Below are 19,963 nucleotides of genomic sequence, written 5' to 3' on the forward strand. Positions count from 1 at the left end.
GGACACTCGACGTCGAGAGACGCGAGCACCGACGCCGCGTGACCGCCGATACGCTGGCCCCATGGCCTCGGCATCCGTTCTCTCGACCCGCGTGCTGCTCGTCTGCGCGGCCATCGGGGTGGGGACGGGCATCCTCGGCGGAGCGGCCGGATGGCTGACCCTCGCGGTCCTCGCCGCGGCACCGTGGGCCTACGGGCTGGTGCTGGGCTCGCATGTTCTGCCCGGGATCATCGCGCAGCAGGTCATCCGCCGCCCCTGGGTCGCGCTCGTCACCCACGTGCTCGCCGCCCTCGTCGCGAGCGCGATGGCGCCGCAGTGGACCTTCCGCTTCCTGGGCACCGCGATCCTGATCGGCGGAATCCAGGAGGGCGTGGCGGCCCTCACCCGTTACCGCGTGTGGGCCGCGGCCCGCTTCTTCATCTCGGCGGTCATCGTCGGCGTCGTGATCGCCGTCCCGGTGTGGTTCGCGGGCGACATCGCGAGCCTCGCCCCGATCGCGCGGGTCGCGGCGGTGGCGATCAGCATCCTGGGTCCGGTGGCGTGGACGGCCGTGGGCCTGGCCATCGGCTCGGGACTGCGCGGCGCGGGCGTGGCGCGCGGTCTCTCGACGCCGAGATGAGCGCGAACCACCCGAGTTAGGGTGCACTAAGTTGGGGGGCGTACGCGCTTCCGAGGACTCGCCCGTGACCACTCGCCCCCACCCCGTCGTCGCCTCCGCCGCGGCGGACACGGCGGCACTGCTGAGCCTGCGCGACGTGACGATCACGCACCTCGACGCCCCGCGCGCGACGCCCTCCGCCGTGAGTCTCGACGTGCGACCCGGCGAGGTCGTGCTTCTTCTCGGTCCGAGCGGCTCGGGCAAGTCGACGCTCGCCCTCGCGATGAACGGCCTCGTCCCGCACGCGGTCCCGGCGACGGTCGAGGGCACGGTGCGGGTGGCGGGACAGGATGCCGCGACCGCGACGGTCGCCGAGCTCGCCACCACGGTGGGCATGGTCTTCCAAGACCCGGACGCTCAGCTGATCACCGGGACGCTGCTCGACGAGGTCGCCTTCGGCCCGGAAAACCTACGCCTCCCCCGTCGACGAGGTGCTCGCGCGCGCCGAGGCGGCCCTGCGGCGGATGGGACTCTGGCACCGGCGCCGCGAGTCACCGGACGTGCTCTCCGGCGGCGGGCGGCAACGCCTCGCGATCGCGTGCGCCCTCGCGATGGGATCGCCGCTCCTCGTGCTCGACGAGCCCACGGCCAACCTCGACCCGGCCGGCGTCGACGACGTGTATTCGGCGCTGCGCGACGTGGTCGCCGCGGGCGATCGGGCCATCGTCCTCGTCGAGCACAACCTCGATGCGGCGGTCGAACTCGTCGACCGCGTCGTCGTGTTGGACGAAACCGGATGCCTCGTCGCCGACGGCCCGGTCGACGCGATCCTGCGCGACCGCGCCGCCGATCTTCACGCGCTCGGCGTGTGGCTCCCCACCGCGACCCTCGCGGCGCTCCGCCTCGAAAAGAGCGGCCACCGTTTCGACCGGCTGCCGCTCACACCGGCCGAACTGCGCGCGGCGCTCGACGACGCCCCGGCAGGGTCTGCCGCGCCCGCAGCGGGCTCGGCAGACGCTCCTCAGCCGCAACCGCGCCGCGGCGACGTCCTGGTGCGCGTCGAGGGGCTGCGACTCTCGCGCGGGCGCACGCCCGTGCTCCACGGGGTCGACCTCGAAGTGACGACGGGCGAGTTCGTCGCCGTGGTCGGCGCGAACGGCGCGGGCAAGACGACGCTGGCCCAGGCGATCGCGGGCGTCCTGCGTCCCCCGCGCGGGACCGTACGGGTCGACGGACTCGACGTGCGCCGCGTCGACGCGCGCACCCTGTCGCGGCACGTGGGGTTCGTCTTCCAGAACCCCGAGCACCAGTTCATCGCGACGACGGTGTTCGACGAGATCGCGCACGGCCTGCGGGCGCAGCGTCTCGACGGTCGCCGCCTCGACGACGCCGAGGTGCGCCGGCGCACCGACGACCTGCTCGTCCGCTTCGGTCTGGCCGACAAGGCCGGCATCCATCCCTTCCTCCTCTCCGGCGGCCAGAAGCGACGGCTGTCGGTCGGGACGGCGCTCGTCGGCGGTGCGCGGCTGCTCGTGCTCGACGAACCGACGTTCGGGCAGGACCGCGCCCGCGCCGACGAACTGCTCGCGCTCCTCGACGACCTGCGCGAGGAAGGCACGACGATCATCGTGGTGACGCACGACATGCAGGTGGTCGCCGAGCACGCCGACCGGCTGATCGTCGTCGACGGCGGGCGCATCGTGGCGGACGGCCCCACCGCACATGTCTTCGCGGACGACGCGCTCCTCGCGCACGCGGGGCTCCGGCCCCCGCCGCTGCGCGAGGCGTTCGCCGGACTGGAAAGCCATCCCGAACTCGCGGCGATCACCCGTCTGCGCGACCTCCCCGGCGGTGCGGGATGACCGCGGTCGCGGAGGTCGCCGCTCGCGCAGAGGAGCGACGCGGCCTCGCCGTGCTGAATCCGCTCGCGAAGTTCGCCGGGCCCCTGCCCGCGATGATCGCCCTCGTCTTCGTCCGCGACCTCGCGAGTCCGCTCGTGTTCCTCGCTCTCGCGTACGTCGTGCTGCTGCTCGGCGCTCGTCTCACCCGGCGGGTGATCGGCATCCTGATCGCCGTGATCCCGGCCGCGACCGTCGTCGTCGCCGTCGGGTTCGCGCTGTGGGTCGACCCCGCGCGCGTCGAGGGCACGAGCGAAGTCCTCCGCCTCGGCGCGTGGGCGATCACGGAAGGCGCGCTGGCCATCGGCCTCGCCACGGGACTGCGTCTCGCGGCGATCATGGCCCTCGCTTTCATCGGCGGGCTCACGACCGAGGGCTCCGACCTGGTCCGCGCGCTCGTCCAGCAGCTCCGCGTGCCGTACCGGGTCGGCTACGCGGCCCTCGCAGCGATCCGGTTCGTCCCGCGTTTCGGGCACGAGCTCGCGGTTATCCGGCAGGCGCACCGCGTCCGGGGCGCGCGCGGCGGGGTGCTGTCTGCACCCGCACGGTGGGCGGGATACGTCGTCCCGCTCCTCGCCGGGGCGATCCGGCACGCCGAACGCGTCGCGCTCGCGATGGACGCCCGCGCCTTCGGCGCCCACCCCGACCGCACCGAGCGCCACCGGGTCCCGTGGCGCCGACGAGACACGGTGTTCGTCGCGCTCTGCTGGGCGGTGTCGGCCGCGGTCTTCGTCGTCGTGCGTCCGTTCTGAGCGTTTCGCGCGCCAAAGCCGCGGCATCCGTCCCCCTAGACTCGGGGAAACCTCAGGAGAAGCCATGCCCCGGCGCCGTCGCACCGTCGCGCAACACGCTCGTCTGCGCTCCCCTCACCCGTTCACGCAGCTGGTCAAGCTGCTTGCCGTCGCGGCCACGGTCGTGCTCGTCGCGGTCGCCGGCGTCACGGCGTATACCGCGGTCGATCTGACCTCGGAGTACGTCGCCGAGGCGGTCGTGGTCGAGAACCAGCCCGCCATCCCGCCCGACCTCGGGCAGCTCGAGGGCGGCGTGAACATGATGGTCGTCGGCATCGACGCGTGCGAGGAGCAGCTGAAGGCCCTGTTCGGCGAGCGGTGCGAAGGTCCGGATGCCGAGGGCCAGCTGAACGACGTCAACATCCTGCTGCACATCTCCGACGCCCCACGCCGGGTGACCGTCGTGTCGTTCCCGCGCGACCTGCTCTTCGAGGCCCCGGCGTGCGACACCCCCGACGGAGGTCGCTGGGGCGGTGGACCCGTGCAGATCAACGAGATCTCCTCGTACGGCGGGCTGTCGTGCGTCATGACCGCGGTGTCCGACATGAGTGGGCAGCAGGTGCAGTTCGGCGCGATGGTGACCTTCGGCGGCGTGATCGAGATCACGAACGCGATCGGCGGTGTCGAGATCTGTCTCGCGAGCCCCATGCGCGACGAGAACACGGCGATCGACTGGCCCGCCGGCCCCCGCACGATCCAGGGTTACGAGGCGTTGCAGTTCCTCCGGACGCGCTACGGCGTCGGCGGCAGCGACCTCGCGCGCATCAGCAACCAGCAGCAGTACATGTCGCGCCTGGCACGCAAGCTCGTCAGCGAAGAGGTGCTCTCCAACCCCGCGACGGTGTTCCGTCTGGCATCCACGGGACTGCGCAACGTCACGCCCACGCAGAGCCTCACCAATCCGCTCACGCTCGTCCAGATCGCGTCCGCGGTCAAGGACGTGCCGTTCGAGGACATCGTGTTCGTGCAGTACCCGACGGTGACGGCGAGTTCCGACGCGAACCGGGTCGAGCCGAACTACGCCGCGGCGCAGGTGCTGTGGGACGCGCTCTCGGCGAACCAGGGGATCGAGGTCACCGGCGCGGTGGGCGCGAACGACGGCGTCGTCGCGGAGCCCGCGCCCGGCGAGACCGCGGCGCCGACCGACGCTCCCGAGGTCGAGCCGGGCACCGTCGACCCGGCCACCGGGTCCGTCGCCCTGCCCGAATCGATCACCGGCTCGAGTGCGGCGCAGCAGACCTGCAGCAACGGCGTCGTGAACTGACGCGCGAGCGCACGCGGGTCGGTTTCACGCGCGGGCAGGCGCCACGCGCGCCACTCGGACGCCGCGAGCCGCAGCCGTCAGTACGTCGGCGCGGCCGGGAGGTTGAAGAAGGCCTCGAGGGTCGAGTACCCGCCGTCGTGGTACGCCTGGGCGAGGTCGGGCCCGATGTACCGCAGGTGCCAGGCCTCGGGCTCGTAGCCCGACACGCTCTCCTGCCCGTCCACGTAGCGGACGATGAAGCCGTACTCCCACGCGTGATCGCGCACCCACGCGCCCTGCGACGAGCCGGCGATGTCGTCGAGCGACCCGCACGAACCGCTGCACGGCACGATGTCGACGGCCATTCCGGACTGGTGTTCGCTGTACCCCGCGCGCGCGCTCTCGCGGTCGGCCGCCTCGACGCCGCCCACCGCGACGCGACCGGCGTAGGTCTCTTGCTGCGTCGCGTACGAGCGGAAGGCGCTCAGGTATCCGATCTCACCCGCACCCGCATCGTCGGCTGCGCGCACGAGTGACGACAACGCTTTCGCCGCCGACGAGCGCATCGCGCTCTGCTCCAGCGCCCGCACGCCGTCGGGCATGACGAGGTCGTCGGGACGCCAGTCGACGGGGTCGTAGGGCCGCTGCTTGTTGACCACGACCCACTGATGCGTCGGATCGCTCAGCGAGACGCACGGGGCGATCCCGGATGCCACGGCGTCACGGAACTTCGCTCCCCCACCGGCCGCGGCGATCGCCGCTCCGTCGTCCTTCGCGGCGAGAGCGGCGGTGAATGCGGGGTTGTCGCAGGGCGTCGCGGCCGCGGGGGCGGCGGCGAGGGTGGGGACCGGCAGCCCCTCGGCGGGAACGGCCGGGGGTCCCTGCACCACGGCCACCGCGTCGGCCCCGGCGGCGTTGGCCGGACCCGCGGCATCCTGTCGTCCTCCGGTGGCGGCGGCACCGATCGCGACCGCGCACGCCGCGACGACGACGATCCCCGCGGCCGCGACCGCGAGACGTCGACGCAGAAGGAGTGCGCCGAGGGCCGTGCGCGGGCTCTCTTCTTCACGCCGCGCACGTCGCGTGAGGGGCTGGTCGGAGGGGACGTGCTCCTCGAAGGTGGACCGGCGGGGGCCGGAGTCGGCCTCGGCGATCGGGATGGCCGCCGTCGCCCGACGCTCGGCCTCCGCGCGCGCGGCGCGACGGGTCGGGAACGTCGGATCGGAGGAGTTCATTCACCCCATTGTCTCCCGAGCGCTCGCCCGGGTCGACCCGGGCGGGGGCGCACTCGGTGAATCCTCGGTTGCGACCCGACGAGGTCGGGGGCACGCTGGGAAGACCGTGTCCCGATCCGAGGAAGAGGAGCACCCATGCTCGACGACGACGATCGCGACCTCATGCGCGCTGTGCGCAGCTACCTGAAACACGTCGAACGACTCGCCGCCACCGAAGCCGCCGGTGAACGCACGCCCCTGGGTGTCGCGCTCAGCGAGCACTTGGGCGTGGACGCCGCGTCCGTGCCCGTCCTGACCGAGACCGTCCCGCCCCACCGGCTGGTCGACGCCGACATCGCCCTCGACGAGCTGACGACCGCGGGCGGTGGGACCCTCCTGGGCGTCACCGGCGGAGAGCAGCGTCTGCACTCTTCCGTCGCCGACCTGATCGCCAACGCGCACACCCGCTTCGCCCCCGGGCCGGTGTCGTACGAGATGCGGGCGACCGGACCGCACACCGAGCGTCGCGTGGTGGCCTTCGGCGTTCGGCTGCTGTCGTTCGCGGGACACCCGATCGTGGTCGTGCAACGCGGTGCCTCACCCCGCCACGGTGAGCAGACGGCCCGTCTCGAGGTGCTGAGTCCCGATCAGGATGCCGCGACCTCTCTCATCGCCGAGCTGCGGCGCCTGATGGTCGAACGCAGCGTCCTGAAGGGGCGCGTGCTGTCGTTCGTGCCGACGGAGTACGGCCACGACGCGGGCGCGACGTTCCTCGAGCGTCCCGACGTCCGCGCCGACGACATCGTGCTCGAGGAGGGGGTGCTCGAGCGGGTCGTCGAGCACGTGGTCGGCGTCGGCGAGCACCGCGAGGCCCTTCGCGCGGCCGGACAGCACCTCAAGCGCGGTGTGCTCCTCTACGGCCCGCCGGGGACCGGCAAGACCCTGACCGTTCGGCATCTCCTGACGCGGACCCCCGAGACGACGGCCGTCGTCCTCACCGGGTCGAGCATCCGTTTCATCGCTGCCGCCGCCGAGATCGCCCGGACCTTCCCGCCGTCACTCGTCGTGCTGGAGGACATCGACCTCGTCGCCGCCGACCGCGGATACTCGCCGCAACCGATTCTCTTCGAGGTACTCGACGCGCTGGACGGCCTCGAGGGGGATGCCGACGTCGCGTTCGTCATGACGACGAACCACGTGCACATCCTCGAAGAGGCGCTGGCCGCCCGGCCGGGTCGCGTCGACCTCGGCGTCGAGATCCCCCTGCCGGGACCGGATTCCCGACGCCGGCTCTTCCGCCGTTACGCCGCCGACCTGCCGCTGTCGGATGGAGCACTGGATGCCGCCGCCGCCCGCGCCGAGGGAACGACGGGGTCGTTCGCGAAAGAGCTGATCCGCCGCACGGTCCTCCTCGCCGCGGTCCGCGGGGACGGCACCGCGGTCACCGACGCCGACCTGGAGACGGCCCTGGACGATCTGCTGTCGTCGGGCGCCGCTCTCACGCGACTGCTGCTCGGGGCGCGGATCGGTGGCGACGACGCGACCGAGCCGCCGGAGTTCCACCACGGAGCCTCGTACCACCCCTGAGTGGGGGTGCACGGACCCGGGCGGTGCGCGGAGCCGTGCCACGGACCCCGGGGTGCGTGGACCCGGACGGTCGCGCGGAGCCGCGGCGGATCAGGAGATGAAGTCGAGGGCGATCCGACCGGCGTAACCGAAGCCGACGACGACCGTGAAGAGCCCGGAGACCAGCAGCAGACCCGGGTGGGCGAGACCGATGACGACGCGGCGCGTCCGCGGCACCTCGGCGAGCATGCGGTCGGGGATGCGGTGCGACGACGGGACCGCCGCCCACCCGCGCAGGCGCGCGAGGTAGCTTACGCATCGCAAAACGAGCGCGGCCCACAGGATCACGATCACGGTGGGGACGATCGTCGCGAAGATGCCCGCCGCCTCGTCCCACGCGACGTCGGGATCGGGTCCCGCGTCGGCGGTCAGCTGGACGGCGACGGCGGCACCGACCACGACCGACCCCATCCACAGCACGACCGCGCTCATCAGCCCGACGAATCGAGACGCGAAGTGTCCGAGGATCGACTCCTCGTATTCGAGGTGGGTGCGCGGCGTCTGCGAGAGCACGAGGAGGGTGGCGAGCAGCGACGGCAGGACGAGGCTCGCCGAGATCACCAGGCGGAGACCGTGGGGGAGGTCGAAGATGTTGCACACGACGATCAGCACAGCCATCGCGCCGACCCAGATCCACCCGGCCGCGGTGGGGTGCTCGCTGACGAATTGCGGATGCAAGGGCTCGAGCCGCCGCCCCGACCGAGCGAGCAGTCGCTCACCCCTGACACCTGAGCTCACAGGCCCGCCCTTCCGCCGGTCCGCCGCATGGGCGTGCTCTCACTCTAACCCTGCGAACGGCGGACGGGTCGTCGCATATGTTCGATACGCGACGCTTTCACCTTGCGCATCATTCGAATCTGTGTTCGACTGCTTTTATGAGGTGGCAGGGGCAGCAACTGGGCGTCGACGATACCGCCGCGCTGCCCGGCATGGAGCGGATGGACGGACTCGTCCGCTCGGTGACCACGCCGGAGTTCGCGGGGATGACCTTTCACGAGGTGCTCTGCAAAAGCGCACTGAACCGCGTGCCCGGCGTCTCGGCGATGCCGTTCGACTGGACGGTGAACCCGTATCGGGGCTGCACGCACGCATGCGCTTACTGTCTGTCCCCCGAAACGCTGATCCTCCGCGCCGACGGCCGCCACGTCCCGCTGTCCGAGCTTCGCGTCGGCGACGAGATCATCGGAACAGAACAAGGACCGACGTACCGTCACTACGTCCGCACGACCGTTCTGGCGAAGTGGTCGACGCGCAAGCGCGCGCACCGGGTGACCCTCGCGGACGGTACCGAGATCGTCGCGAGCGGCGACCACCGGTTCCTCAGCAATCGCGGATGGAAGCATGTGACGGGGGCGATGAGCGGACGCGACCAGCGTCCGCATCTCACCGCGATGAACCGACTCCAGGGGTTCGGCACGGGAGCCCGTGCGGGCGCTCCGACCGAGGGCGCGGACTGGAGGCGCGGCTATCTCACGGGCATGGTCCGTGGCGACGGAATGCTGTTTCACAAGAGTTATGACGACGGCCGTCGAGTGCGCCACATCCATCGATTCCGGCTCGCACTGGTCGACCGCGAGGCGCTCGAACTCACTCGCGTCCTCCTCGACGAGATCGAGGTGCCCACGTCGGTGCGACCGTTCGTCGTCCCCCACGGTCGACGACCCATGACGGCACTGCACACCGCCCGACGCGAAGCCATCGCACGCCTCGAAAATTTCATCGCGATCCCGCAGGACCGTTCGACGGAGTGGCTGGCCGGGTTTCTCGGCGGGATCTTCGACGCCGAGGGCTCGCACTCCCGAGGCATCCTCCGCATCTCGAACGCCGATGCGGAGGTTCTCGACCTCATCGACGAGGGGATGCGCGCATTCGATTTCGACGCGGTGAGGGAGCCGCTTCGTCCCAATGGCGTCACGAGCATCCGACTGAGAGGCGGTCACGCAGCGCGCGATCGGTTCTTCGGCATCGCCCGGCCCGCCATCACCCGCAAGCTCGATCTGATCGGCGGGGCCGTCAAGACCAGTTCAAACCTCCGGATCACCTCGATCGACGACCTCGGGCACGAGATCGACATGATCGACATCACGACCGGGACGGGCGACTTCATCGCGAACGGCGTCGTCAGCCACAACTGCTTCGCCCGCAAGACGCACGAGTACCTCGACCTCGATTACGGCAGCGACTTCGACTCGCAGATCGTCGTGAAGGTCAATGTCGCCGACGTGCTGCGCACCGAGTTGCGCCGGGGATCGTGGACCCGCGAGCCGGTCATGCTCGGCACGAACACCGACCCGTACCAGCGCGCCGAGGGCCGCTATCGCCTCATGCCCGAGATCATCGGCGCCCTCACCGAGAACCGGACCCCGTTCTCGATCCTCACCAAGGGCACGTTACTGCGGCGCGATCTGCCGCTCCTGTCGGACGCCGCCCGACAGGTGAAGGTGTCTCTCGCGATGTCTATCGCCGTCTTCGACGACCACCTGCAGGGGTCGATCGAACCCGGAACCCCCAGCGCTGAGGCGCGACTCGAGACCGTGCGCGCGGCGACCGCGGCGGGCTTCCGCGTCACCGTGTTCCTGATGCCGATCCTGCCGCACCTCACCGACTCGATCGACGTGCTCGACGACGCACTGGCCCGCATCCGGGCGGCCGGTGCCGCGCGCGTGGTCTACGGAGCCCTGCACCTCCGCCCCGGCGCCAAGCAATGGTTCCTCCAGTGGCTCGAACGCGAGCATCCGCACCTCGTGTCGTCGTACCGAGGGCTCTACCCAGGGGTCTCGGTCTCGGCCCCCAAGGCCTACCGCACATGGCTCGGCAAGCGCATGCGCCCGCTCCTGCGGATGCACCGCCTCGACGGCTGGGACGAAGACGACCACCCCCGCGGGCGACCGCAACCAGGACTCGCCGCGCGCACGCCGACGACCAGCAGCCTCGGGCCGGTGCGCGGCACCGGGGGCTCGGCATCCGTGAGACCCCGTGTCGCCCCCGCGAGCGAGCCGACGCTGTTCTGAGCGCGCGGGACTCCGAACGCACGAGACCCCCGCCGCGGAGAGCGACGGGGGTCTCGGGAACGGCCGGATCAGGACGTGACGTCGGCCAGCTGGCGACCCGAGATCTCTTCGATCAGGTCGTCACCGAGTTGCGCCGGCTCGAAGGGGGCGTCGATCTCGGCGCGGTCGAGCAGCTCGGTCATCCGTCGCTGACGCTGACGCGTGATGAGGGTCACGACGGTGCCGCTGCGACCGGCGCGGCCGGTACGGCCTGAGCGGTGCAGGTACGTCTTGTACTCGTCGGGCGCGTCGGCCTGGATGACCAGATCGATGTCGTCGACGTGGATGCCGCGGGCGGCGACGTCGGTGGCGACGAGCACGTTCACGCGACCCGAGGTGAGCTTCTCGAGGTTGCGCGTGCGCTTCTGCTGGTTCAGGTCGCCGTGCAGGGCGACCGCGGCGATCCCGGCCTCGTCGAACTGCTCCGCGAGCATCTCGGCGTACGCGCGGGTGCGGGCGAAGACGAGTGTCTTGCCGTCGCGGTCGACGAGCGACCCGAGGATCTCGGCCTTGTCGCGGTGGTCGATCACGAGGACGCGGTGGTCGATCGTGCCCGAGTCCTGGTCCTCGCCGGCGACCTCGTACACAGCGGGCTCGACGAGGAACTCGTCGACGAGGGCTGCGACCTCGCGGTCGAGCGTGGCCGAGAAGAGGAGCTTCTGGCTGCCGTCGGCGGTCGCGCGGAGAATGCGCTGCACGGGCTCGAGGAAGCCGAGCTCGCACATGTGGTCGGCCTCGTCGAGGACGGCGATCTGCACGTCGGACAGGTCGAGCTTGCCCTGGTTGAGCAGGTCCTCGATGCGGCCCGGCGTGCCGATGACGATGTCGACACCCTTCTTCAGGGCGCCCACCTGACGAGCCTGCGGCACGCCGCCGTAGATCTGCGTGGTGAACAGGCCCACGCTGCGCGCGATGACCTGGACCGTGCGGTCGATCTGCAGCGCGAGCTCACGGGTCGGAGCGAGGATGAGCGCCTTCGGCGCGCGGCCGAACTCGCGGCGCTTGCTCGCCTGCGCGCGCAGGATGCTCTCGACGAGCGGGGCTCCGAAGGCGATGGTCTTGCCCGAGCCGGTGCGGCCGCGGGCGAGGACGTCACGGCCCTCCAGGATCGGCTTCACCGTGGCGGCCTGGATCGGGAAGGGGCTCGCCGCACCGAGACCGGCGAGCGCGCGGACGATGTTGTCGCCGAGTCCGAGGTCGGCGAAGCCGGCGTCGGTCACGGTCGCGGCGTCGACGGCCTCGGCCTGCAGACGCTCGTGGACGACGTCGACGCGCTGCTCGTGCTCGGCGGAGCGCTTCGGGGTGGCGCTCCAATCGCTGCGGCTCGGGCCGTCCGTGCGTCGGGGACGGTCGTCGAACGAACGCTGCGGGCGGTCACTGCGGTCGAACGAGCGCGAGGGGCGGTCGTCGAAGGAACGACGGGGACGCTCGTCACGATCGAACGAACGGGCGGGTCGATCGCTGCGGTCGAAGGAACGGGCCGAACGCTCACCGGCATCGCGACGGGGACGCTCGTCACGATCGAACGAACGCGCGGGACGGTCGTTCCGGTCGAACGAGCGCGCCGGGCGGTCGTCGAACGAGCGACGCGGACGCTCGTCGCGGTCGAAGGAGCGTGCGGGACGGTCGTTACGGTCGAACGAACGGGCCGGACGCTCACCGGCGTCACGACGAGGACGCTCGTCACGGTCGAAGGACCGGGCCGGGCGGTCGCTGCGGTCGAACGACCGGGCGGGACGCTCGCCGGCATCACGACGAGGACGGTCGTCACGGTCGAACGAACGCGCGGGACGGTCGAACGAGCGAGACGGGCGATCCCCGAAGTCACGACGCGGGCGGTCGTCGAACGAACGCGCCGGACGCTCGTCGCGGCGGCCGGCCGTGGCATCCCGATCCGAACGACCGAAGCGGTCGTCACGAGCAGAGTGACGGATGCTGCGGGCCTCGTCGCGACCGGCGCGGTCGGACGCGCTCCAACGGCGCTTGTCGGAAGCGGCCTCGGCCTCGGGGCGGTAGCCGCGGTGGTTCGGGCTCTTGCTGCCGGGCTTGGCGGGCGCGTCGGTGCCGGGGCGGCGCTTGCGGTCCTGGAACGAGGTCTTCGCGCCGTAGCGCGGCTCGAAGTTCTTGGCGGCGCGGCCGCCGGCGGGCTTCTTGCTCTTGGGCATGGGGGACTTCCTGGGTTCTGTTCGCGCGAAACAGCTGCACCGCTCGTGGCGGTGCGAAACCCGGAACGTCGTCGGCCGGGGGCCATTCACTGATGATGGTCGAGGCCGCGATCGCGTCCTGTCCATCGGCCCCTTGGACTCACAAACCCATCCGCGCATCACACGCGGTGTCCAGAGCCGACCCGCCTACGTTACAGGTCGCGCCTGGGAATGGCATCCATGTCCCCATTCGCGCGAACTCACCTCCGCGAACCCGTGACCGCCGCATCCATGTCCCACTTTGTGCTGGTTTGCCGCCCATGTCTCGCACAATGTGGGACACGCTCCTTGACGTCCCGCACACATGTCCCGAATTGTGCAGGTTCGACAGCCCGAAACCGCACAAATTGGGACATCCCATCGACCCCGGCCGAGCCCCCGTCTGCACGAAGATGGACGCATGGCAGACACCGACGCCCACCCCATCACGGTGGCGATCGAGCGGCGCATCGACCCGACGCGCACCGCCGAAGCGACCTCCTGGATGCAGGCCGGCACCGACCTCGCGACCGCTTTCCCGGGCTTCCTCGGCTCGGGGTGGGTGCGCGCGGGCGAAGACAGCGACCTCTGGTACATGCTGTACCGCTTCCGCGACATCACGACGCTCGAGGGGTGGGAGACCTCGACACAGCGCCAGTGGTGGCTCGACTCGGGGCGGCCGTTCGCTCGCGAGGAGCGCGTCGAGCGCCGCACCGGCATCGAGGGCTGGTTCGACGCTTCCTTCGGATCGGTCCTTCACCCGACGGATGCCACCACCTCCCCCGTGCAACAGCCGGTGCCGGCGGCTCCCCCGCGCTGGAAGCAAGCCGTGACGATCTGGGTGGGCTTCTTCCCCACCAACCTGCTCGCATCGTGGCTGCTGGGCTTCATCCCGGGGTTCGCCGAGATCCCCCTCGTCGTGCGCGTGCTGGCCACGACCCTCATGCTCACCCCCGTCATGACCTACGCGGTGCTCCCGTGGGTCACCCGACTGCTGCGGCCGTGGCTGCAGCGTCCGCCCCGTACGCGAAAGGCTTCGTCATGACCGCTGACCCGACCGGACACCGCTTCCGCCTCCGCGGAGCGCACTCCTCCGCCGAGATCACCCAGGTGGGCGCCGCCCTCCGGGCCCTGACCGTCGGCGGCGTCGACCTCGTGCCGCCCTATCCTGACGATCAGCCGACGCCCGCGGCATCCGGTGTCGTCCTCGTTCCGTGGCCGAACCGCATCCGTGACGGCAAGTACTCCTTCGAGGGCGCAGAGCTGCAGCTCGCGATCAGCGAGCCGAAGTTCGGCAACGCCAGCCACGGACTGCTGCGATTCGGCACGTACCAGCCGATCGAGCACACCGACGAGCGACTCGTCCTCGGTGCCGACGTGGTGCCGCAGACGGGCTACCCGTTCCACCTGCGAACGCGCGTGACGTACACGCTGCTGGACGACGGACTGCACGTCGCTCACCGCATCGAGAACGTCGGCGCCAAGACCGCCCCTGTCGCCCTCGGCGTGCATCCGTACCTGCAGATCAGCGGGGTCGAGACCGCCGACCTGGTCATCCGGTCGACCGGGACGACCACGCTCGTGCTGGACGAGCGCAACATCCCGATCGACGAGGTGCCCGTCGACGCCGACACCGACCTGCGTGATGGTCGGCGCCTCGGGGACGCCTCACTCGACAACGGGTACCGGGGTCTGGAGAGGGATGCCGACGGTCGGGCCGTGCACACACTCACCGCCCCCGACGGTCGCGTCCTGCAGTTGTGGCAGGACGCCGGATTCGGGTGGGCGCAGGTGTTCACGACCGATCGCTATCCCGGGCAGCCGCTCGCCGTGGCGATCGAGCCGATGACCGCACCCGCGAACGCCTTCGCCTCCGGAATTGACGTGCACGCATTGGCACCGAATGCCATTCTCACGCGGGAGTGGGGTATTCGTTTTAGCGCATAACAAATCAATATGTCCCCCTTTTGGGGGACATATTTTTCCCTTACGACCTGGGGTATTTCTTCGCAAGACATTTCCTCTGGAGGCGACAGAAAAGTTAGCATTCTGCTGACGGTCTCCGTCGACGCCGGGGACCGAAGGCATTCGATTCTCGGCTTTACCCGATTAGCCGACGGGGGCCGAGGGTCTCGCGGTGCTGGGGGGCTCTCGGTCCACGCCTCAGGGAAAGTGCCCGAAAATGAGCCTCGCGGTCCGATCAACCGTTTCCTCCCCCTCCTTGCGCATCACCCCCCGTGAGGTGCTCACGGCGTCGCGCTCTCTGGCGCGGCGCGCGAGCACCCTCTCGACGATGCACCTGGCGGCGGTGGTCCTGGTCGTGCTCGTGGGCGGCATCCTGGCCTCGATCGTCACCACGACCGATCCGCTGTGGTGGCAGCTGCACTTCAGCCAGCTCGGGACCTTCCACGATGTGTCGGGCACCTTCTTCAACACCACGCTCAAGGTCGGGGGTGCTCTCGTCGTCGTCTACGCCTTCCGAGTCCGCCGCGACCTTCGTCGGCTCGGTTCACGCGCGGGTCGCCGCGGAGCCGCGACGGTGGCGCTGATCTGCCTCTCGGTGATCGGTGTCAACCTCGCGCTCGTGGGCTGCGTTCCCCTGAACACGAACAAGGATCTGCACGACAAGGTCGCCGGCATGATGGTCCTCGGCTTCGCCGCCCTGCTCATCACCACGCCCGTGCTGCTGCACCGTCTGCACCGGCGCCTGGCGATCTCGACCGCCCTCGTGTTCGTGTTCCTGTTCGCCGGCGCCTGGCTGTTCGTCACCGCGACGATCAACCTCGCGCTGTTCGAGGTGATCGCGTTCGCGGCGATGTTCGGGTGGTCCGGCGTCTTCACGCACGCTCTCGCTCAGGCCGGCGCCGTTCCCCCCACGACGGGCGCCGACGTCGCCGCGCGTCGCTCGGCTTCCGCCGGCGCTCCGGTCGTCGCCGTCGGGCGGACCCTCACGCTGCGCTGGTCACGGAGCCCGCGTCCCGCTGCGCGGTTCCACGTCGTCGCACCCCATCCCACTGCGTCGCGCGATCTCGCCACCTGCCAGCCGTCCACGGGCCGCCTCGCGTCGGTCCGCACCGGTCGCACGGACAGCGCCGGCCACAGGTCCCTGAGCCCGTCGAAGGGACCGGACACCCGCACGGCGACTTCGACGCGCTCCGTCATCGCCGCGCACCCCACGGGTCGCGCCGTCGGCGCGCTCAGTGCCGGTCGCGCAGCTCGCGTCGGCTCAGCGGGTGTCCATCCTCTGCAACGACCTCCGGCGCGTCGTCCTCATGCGTCGCGCGCGCCGCACGCCGGGCGAGGCGTCGCTCCCGCGCTCCCTCGACGAGGTTGTACAGCGTGGGCAGCACCAGCAGCGTCAAGAACGTCGACGACACCAGCCCGCCGATCACCACGACGGCCAACGGCTGCGAGATGAACCCGCCGTGCCCGGTGATGCCCAGCGCCATCGGCACGAGGGCGAAGATCGCGGCGAGCGCGGTCATCAGAATCGGGCGCAGACGCCGTGAGCCGCCGACGATGGTGGCATCGTGAACGCTGAGACCCCGCGCGCGGTACTGGTTCACGAGGTCGATGAGCACGATCGCGTTGGTCACGACGATGCCGACGAGCATCAGGGCGCCGATCATGCCGGCCACGCCCAGCGGCACCCCGGTCACCAGCAGCAGGAGGATCGCTCCGGTCGCGGCGAACGGCACGGACACCAAGAGCTCGAGCGGCTGACGCAGTGACTTGAACGTCGCCACCATGACGACGTAGACGATGAGGATCGCGGCCAGCAGCGCGAGACCCAGCTGCCCGAAGGCATCCTGCTGATCGGTGACCGCGCCACCGACCTTCGCCGTCGCCCCCTCCGGGAGCTGCACGTCGGCGAGCGCCGCGTTCACGCTCGACGAAGAGCTGCCCAGGTCATCGGTCGTGGGGGTGACGGTCACCGTCGCGGTGCGCAGGCCCCGCGCGGTCGTGATCGACGGGGGCGTCTGGCTCTGCTCGACCGTCGCGATCTCATCGAGGCGTACGGTCCCGCCGGCGCTCGGGATCTCGAGGGCGCGCAGCGCGTCGACCGTCGCGGGCGGATTCTCCGCGGCGACGTACACCGTCACGCCGCGGCCGTTGATCTCGACGGTGCCGGCTTGGCGCGGCTGCATCGTGTTGGACACGAGCGCGCCGACCGTGCGCTCCGACAGCCCGCGTTCGGCCGCAGCCGCGCGGTCGACACGCACCGAGACGAACGGTAGCGACGCGGAGAGGCTGCTGGTGACCTGCCCGATGCCGTCCTTGCCCTGCAGGCCCGCGACGACGGCGTCGTTCGCCTCCTGGAGGGACTGGCCGTCGGCGGCGGTCACGTCGACGGTGATGTCGGTGGACCCCAGGCCGCCGCCCGAGGCGGCGACCTCGATCTCGCCGGCATCCGTGATCCCCTCGAGCTCGGTGCGCACCCGCTCGCGGAGGTCGACCTGGTCGACGCCCGCCTGCGAGGTGATCGAGTAGGTGATGCCCGATCCGCCGCCCGAGAACGCGTCCCGGAGGGCGGATCCACTCGAGCCGATCGAGGTCTGCACGGTCTCGACACCGGGGGTGTCGAGGAGCACGGCCTCGACCTTCTGCGCGGCGGCGTCTTCGGCATCCAGGCTCGGAGCGGACCCGATCTTCTGGGTCACGGTGAAGGTGTTCTGTCCCGAGTCCCCGAGGAAATCGGTCTTGAGCAGGGGCACAGCGGCGAGGGTGCCGCCGAGCACCAGCACGGCCACGGTGAGCGTGACCCAGGAGTGCTTCAGCGTCCACCGGAGGATGGGCACGTACCCCTTCTGCAGGCGCGAGGGCGGCGCGTCGGCGGCCTCGGGGTCGATCGGGTTGCCCTCGGCATCCCGGATGACCTTGCCCGGTTTGAGGAACCACGACGCCAGCACCGGCACGATCGTCAGCGACACCAGGAGCGATGCGGCCATCGCGATCGTGACGGTGAGCGAGAAGGGCCGGAAGAGCTCGCCGGTCACGTCGCCCACGAACGCGATCGGGAGGAACACCGCGACCGAGGTGATCGTGGATGCCGTGATCGCGGCCGCCACTTCGCGCACGGCGCGGACGATGGTCGGGATCTTCTCGGCGTCACCGACGTAGTGCCTCTTGATGTTCTCGATGACCACGATCGAGTCGTCGACGACGCGACCGATCGCGATGGTGAGAGCGCCGAGGGTCAGGATGTTCAGGGAGTAACCGAACGCCTGGAGCCCGACGAAGGTGATCAGCACGCTCGTCGGGATCGAGATCGCCGTGACGAGGGTGGAGCGCACCGACATCAGGAAGATCAGGATGACGACGACGGCGAAGACGAGGCCGAGCAGACCCTCCTGGGCCAGCGCCTCGATCGACTGCTCCACGAAGGGGGCCTGATCGAACACGACGGTGAAGGTGGCGCCGTCGCCGAGCGTGGATTCCAGGCCCGGAAGGGCGGCGAGCACCCCGCGCGACACGTCGACGGTGTTGGCGGCCGGGAGCTTCGTGACGGCGATCGTCAGGGCGGGCTTGCCGTCGACGCGCGACAGGGTCGTGGTGGGGTCGGCCCCGAGAGCGACACCGGCGACGTCGGCGATCGTCGTGGCGCCGGCGCGGAACTGCGCGGCATCGGAGGGGACGAGGGGAAGAGCAGCGATCTCGTCGACACTGGTGAGCTTCGCGCCCGTCTGGACCGTCAGCGTCTGGTCGCCCTCGGTGATCGATCCGCCCGGAAAGAGCACGCCGTTCGCGTCGAGAGCGTCGGTGATCGACTGCTGGGTGTAACCGCGCTCCGCGAGCTTGCCGGCGTCGGGGGTGATCGTGACCCGCTGACCCGTTCCGCCGACGATCTGCGCGCCGTTGACACCCTCCACGTCTTCGAGGTCGGGGATGATGCTCGTCTGCAGCGTGGACTGGACGGCCTCGGCGTCGCTGAAGCCGGTGACGGCGAGCTGGATGACCGGGAAGTCGTCGATGCTGGCCGACGCGACGGTGGTGTCGGCCGACTCGGGGAGCTGATCCTTGATGCGCGCGATCGCGGCGAGGATCTTCTGCTGAGCCGAGGCGAGATCGGTGCCGTAGGTGAAGGACGCCGAGACGATCGACGAGTTCGTCGTGCTGGTGGCCGTCGTGGACTCGAGCCCGTCCACGCCGCGGATCGCGTTCTCGATCGGTGTCGACACGTCGGCCTCGACCACCTCGGGCGAGGCGCCGGGATAGGTCGTGACGACGGCGAGCTGCGGGAACTGGATCGAAGGGATGAGCTCCTGCTTCAGGCTCGTCAGCGCGAGGCCGCCGAAAATCGCGGCGACGATCGTGACGAGGGCGATCAGGGCGCGGTTCTTCAGGCTCAGGACGGCCAGATACGACACGAAGGACCTCTCGGGATCGCGATTCGATACAGAGTTGTATCGACGCTCAGTATCCCACGCACCCCCGAGGGCGAGGCCGCGTCAGACCAGCGAACCGATGGCCAACCCGGCGAGGGCGGCGAGAACCGACCCCACGAACGAGGCGAGGGCGTAGACCGTCGCCGTCCGCGTCCGCCCCTCCTCGGCGAACAGCGCGGTCGCCACCGCGACAGCGCTGAAGGTCGTGTAGCCGCCGAGCAGCCCCGTCCCCACGATCCACCTCCACGCCTCGTCCGCGGGAAGGCGACTCAGGATGCCGAGCACCAGCGCCCCCGAGAGGTTGACCACGAGGATGCCCCACGGGAAGCTCTCGCCCGTCCGGCGGCGGATCGCCACGTCGAGCAGGTACCGCGCCGCCGCACCGATTCCGCCCGCGAGGGCGACGGCGGCGAAGACGAGCGGGGTCACGCCCGTCAATCTACGCGGCGATCAGGCCTCGAGCGCCTCGACCCGGCGACGCCGTTCGCGCCACCGTGGACGAGCGTGCCATGCGTCCCGCTCAGCGCGACCGAAGACGCCCGCGTCCGAGGACCACGCCGCCCCATGCCGCCGCCGTCCCCACGACCACCGTCGCCGCGCCCCACCACAGCTGCGTGAGGTCGGCGGACTCGACGGCGAGCGCGCTGTACGTCGTGAAGCCGCCGAGGACCCCGGTGCCGAGGAACAGTTGCGCTCGCTGCGCGCGCGACGACTCCGGCATCCGGGCTCGGAAACCGAACACGACGCCGATCGCGAACGCCCCGACGACGTTGACGAGGGGAACGAGAGCGGGCCCGAGGTCGTCCCCCAGGGCGAGGGTGAGCCCGGCGCGCGCGGCGGTGCCGATCGCGCCGCCGACCGCGACGAGGACGACATCGCGCCACATGCTCACCGCGCCACCCTACGCCGCTCTCCCGCACCGGCGCCGGAGCGCGCGCCCGCACGAACCCCCCGTCGAGTGTCCAGAACACGCC

At 70.7% G+C, this 19,963-nt stretch carries 13 protein-coding genes and 2 pseudogenes; 9 read left to right on the plus strand and 6 right to left on the minus strand.

Annotation, left to right across the window (positions count from 1 at the left end):
• The first annotated feature begins 61 nt into the window (after positions 1–61).
• The 4 genes and pseudogenes from QE388_RS03905 to QE388_RS03920 all read left to right on the plus strand — a co-directional run bounded on the left by QE388_RS03905 (position 62) and on the right by QE388_RS03920 (position 4,551).
• The gene (locus QE388_RS03905; RefSeq protein WP_275796322.1) at positions 62–619 is read left to right on the plus strand and encodes an ECF transporter S component; all 558 of its coding nucleotides are present in this window, start codon (positions 62–64) and stop codon (positions 617–619) included.
• A gap of 64 nt (positions 620–683) precedes the next feature.
• Positions 684–2,460 (plus strand): annotated as a pseudogene (locus QE388_RS03910) (ABC transporter ATP-binding protein).
• Positions 2,457–3,248 (plus strand): energy-coupling factor transporter transmembrane protein EcfT, encoded by a 792-nt coding sequence (locus tag QE388_RS03915; RefSeq protein ID WP_307383085.1) that lies wholly within the window; start codon positions 2,457–2,459, stop codon positions 3,246–3,248. Before QE388_RS03910 ends, QE388_RS03915 begins: the two are co-directional and overlap by 4 nt.
• Before the next feature lie 64 nt (positions 3,249–3,312).
• A complete protein-coding gene (locus tag QE388_RS03920; RefSeq protein WP_275796316.1) occupies positions 3,313–4,551 on the plus strand; it encodes an LCP family protein in 1,239 nt (412 codons plus the stop codon).
• Positions 4,552–4,628: 77 nt separating this feature from the next.
• Here QE388_RS03920 and QE388_RS03925 read toward each other — a convergent pair whose 3' ends face one another.
• A complete protein-coding gene (locus QE388_RS03925; RefSeq protein ID WP_307383088.1) occupies positions 4,629–5,765 on the minus strand; it encodes a M15 family metallopeptidase in 1,137 nt (378 codons plus the stop codon).
• Positions 5,766–5,900: 135 nt separating this feature from the next.
• Here QE388_RS03925 and QE388_RS03930 point away from each other — a divergent pair, with 135 nt between their 5' ends.
• Positions 5,901–7,331: an ATP-binding protein gene (locus QE388_RS03930; protein ID WP_307383089.1), complete on the plus strand. Its 1,431-nt coding sequence runs from the start codon at positions 5,901–5,903 to the stop codon at positions 7,329–7,331.
• A 90-nt stretch (positions 7,332–7,421) separates the two neighbouring features.
• Here the strand turns inward: QE388_RS03930 and QE388_RS03935 are convergent, their stop codons facing one another.
• The gene (locus QE388_RS03935; RefSeq protein ID WP_307383091.1) at positions 7,422–8,048 is read right to left on the minus strand and encodes a hypothetical protein; all 627 of its coding nucleotides are present in this window, start codon (positions 8,046–8,048) and stop codon (positions 7,422–7,424) included.
• Between the two features lie 197 nt (positions 8,049–8,245).
• Between QE388_RS03935 and QE388_RS03940 the strand changes: the two genes are divergently transcribed.
• Positions 8,246–10,381 (plus strand): intein-containing Rv2578c family radical SAM protein, encoded by a 2,136-nt coding sequence (locus QE388_RS03940; protein ID WP_307383093.1) that lies wholly within the window; start codon positions 8,246–8,248, stop codon positions 10,379–10,381.
• Positions 10,382–10,449: 68 nt separating this feature from the next.
• Here QE388_RS03940 and QE388_RS03945 read toward each other — a convergent pair whose 3' ends face one another.
• Complete coding sequence (locus QE388_RS03945; protein ID WP_307383095.1) at positions 10,450–12,585, minus strand: DEAD/DEAH box helicase; 2,136 nt, start codon at positions 12,583–12,585, stop codon at positions 10,450–10,452.
• Positions 12,586–13,024: 439 nt separating this feature from the next.
• On the opposite strand from QE388_RS03945, the gene QE388_RS03950 reads away from it, so the two are divergent.
• From QE388_RS03950 to QE388_RS03960, 3 genes and pseudogenes are all read left to right on the plus strand, one after another.
• Positions 13,025–13,648 (plus strand): antibiotic biosynthesis monooxygenase, encoded by a 624-nt coding sequence (locus QE388_RS03950; RefSeq protein WP_275796307.1) that lies wholly within the window; start codon positions 13,025–13,027, stop codon positions 13,646–13,648.
• Positions 13,645–14,550 carry an aldose 1-epimerase family protein gene (locus QE388_RS03955; protein ID WP_307383097.1) on the plus strand — a complete coding sequence of 302 codons (906 nt, stop codon included), beginning with the start codon at positions 13,645–13,647 and terminating at the stop codon, positions 14,548–14,550. Before QE388_RS03950 ends, QE388_RS03955 begins: the two co-directional genes overlap by 4 nt.
• A gap of 346 nt (positions 14,551–14,896) precedes the next feature.
• Positions 14,897–15,433: pseudogene (locus QE388_RS03960) on the plus strand (DUF998 domain-containing protein); the annotation flags it as partial.
• Between the two features lie 367 nt (positions 15,434–15,800).
• Here the strand turns inward: QE388_RS03960 and QE388_RS03965 are convergent.
• The 3 genes from QE388_RS03965 to QE388_RS03975 form a co-directional block, all read right to left on the minus strand.
• Positions 15,801–18,971, minus strand: a complete 3,171-nt coding sequence (locus QE388_RS03965; protein WP_307383099.1) for an efflux RND transporter permease subunit — start codon at positions 18,969–18,971, stop codon at positions 15,801–15,803.
• Positions 18,972–19,052: 81 nt separating this feature from the next.
• Positions 19,053–19,418: a fluoride efflux transporter CrcB gene (gene crcB / locus QE388_RS03970; RefSeq protein ID WP_275796301.1), complete on the minus strand. Its 366-nt coding sequence runs from the start codon at positions 19,416–19,418 to the stop codon at positions 19,053–19,055.
• Between the two features lie 91 nt (positions 19,419–19,509).
• Positions 19,510–19,875 (minus strand): CrcB family protein, encoded by a 366-nt coding sequence (locus QE388_RS03975; protein ID WP_275796327.1) that lies wholly within the window; start codon positions 19,873–19,875, stop codon positions 19,510–19,512.
• Positions 19,876–19,963: the final 88 nt, after the last annotated feature.

Source organism: Microbacterium sp. SORGH_AS_0969, assembly GCF_030818255.1.
Classification (GTDB): domain Bacteria; phylum Actinomycetota; class Actinomycetes; order Actinomycetales; family Microbacteriaceae; genus Microbacterium.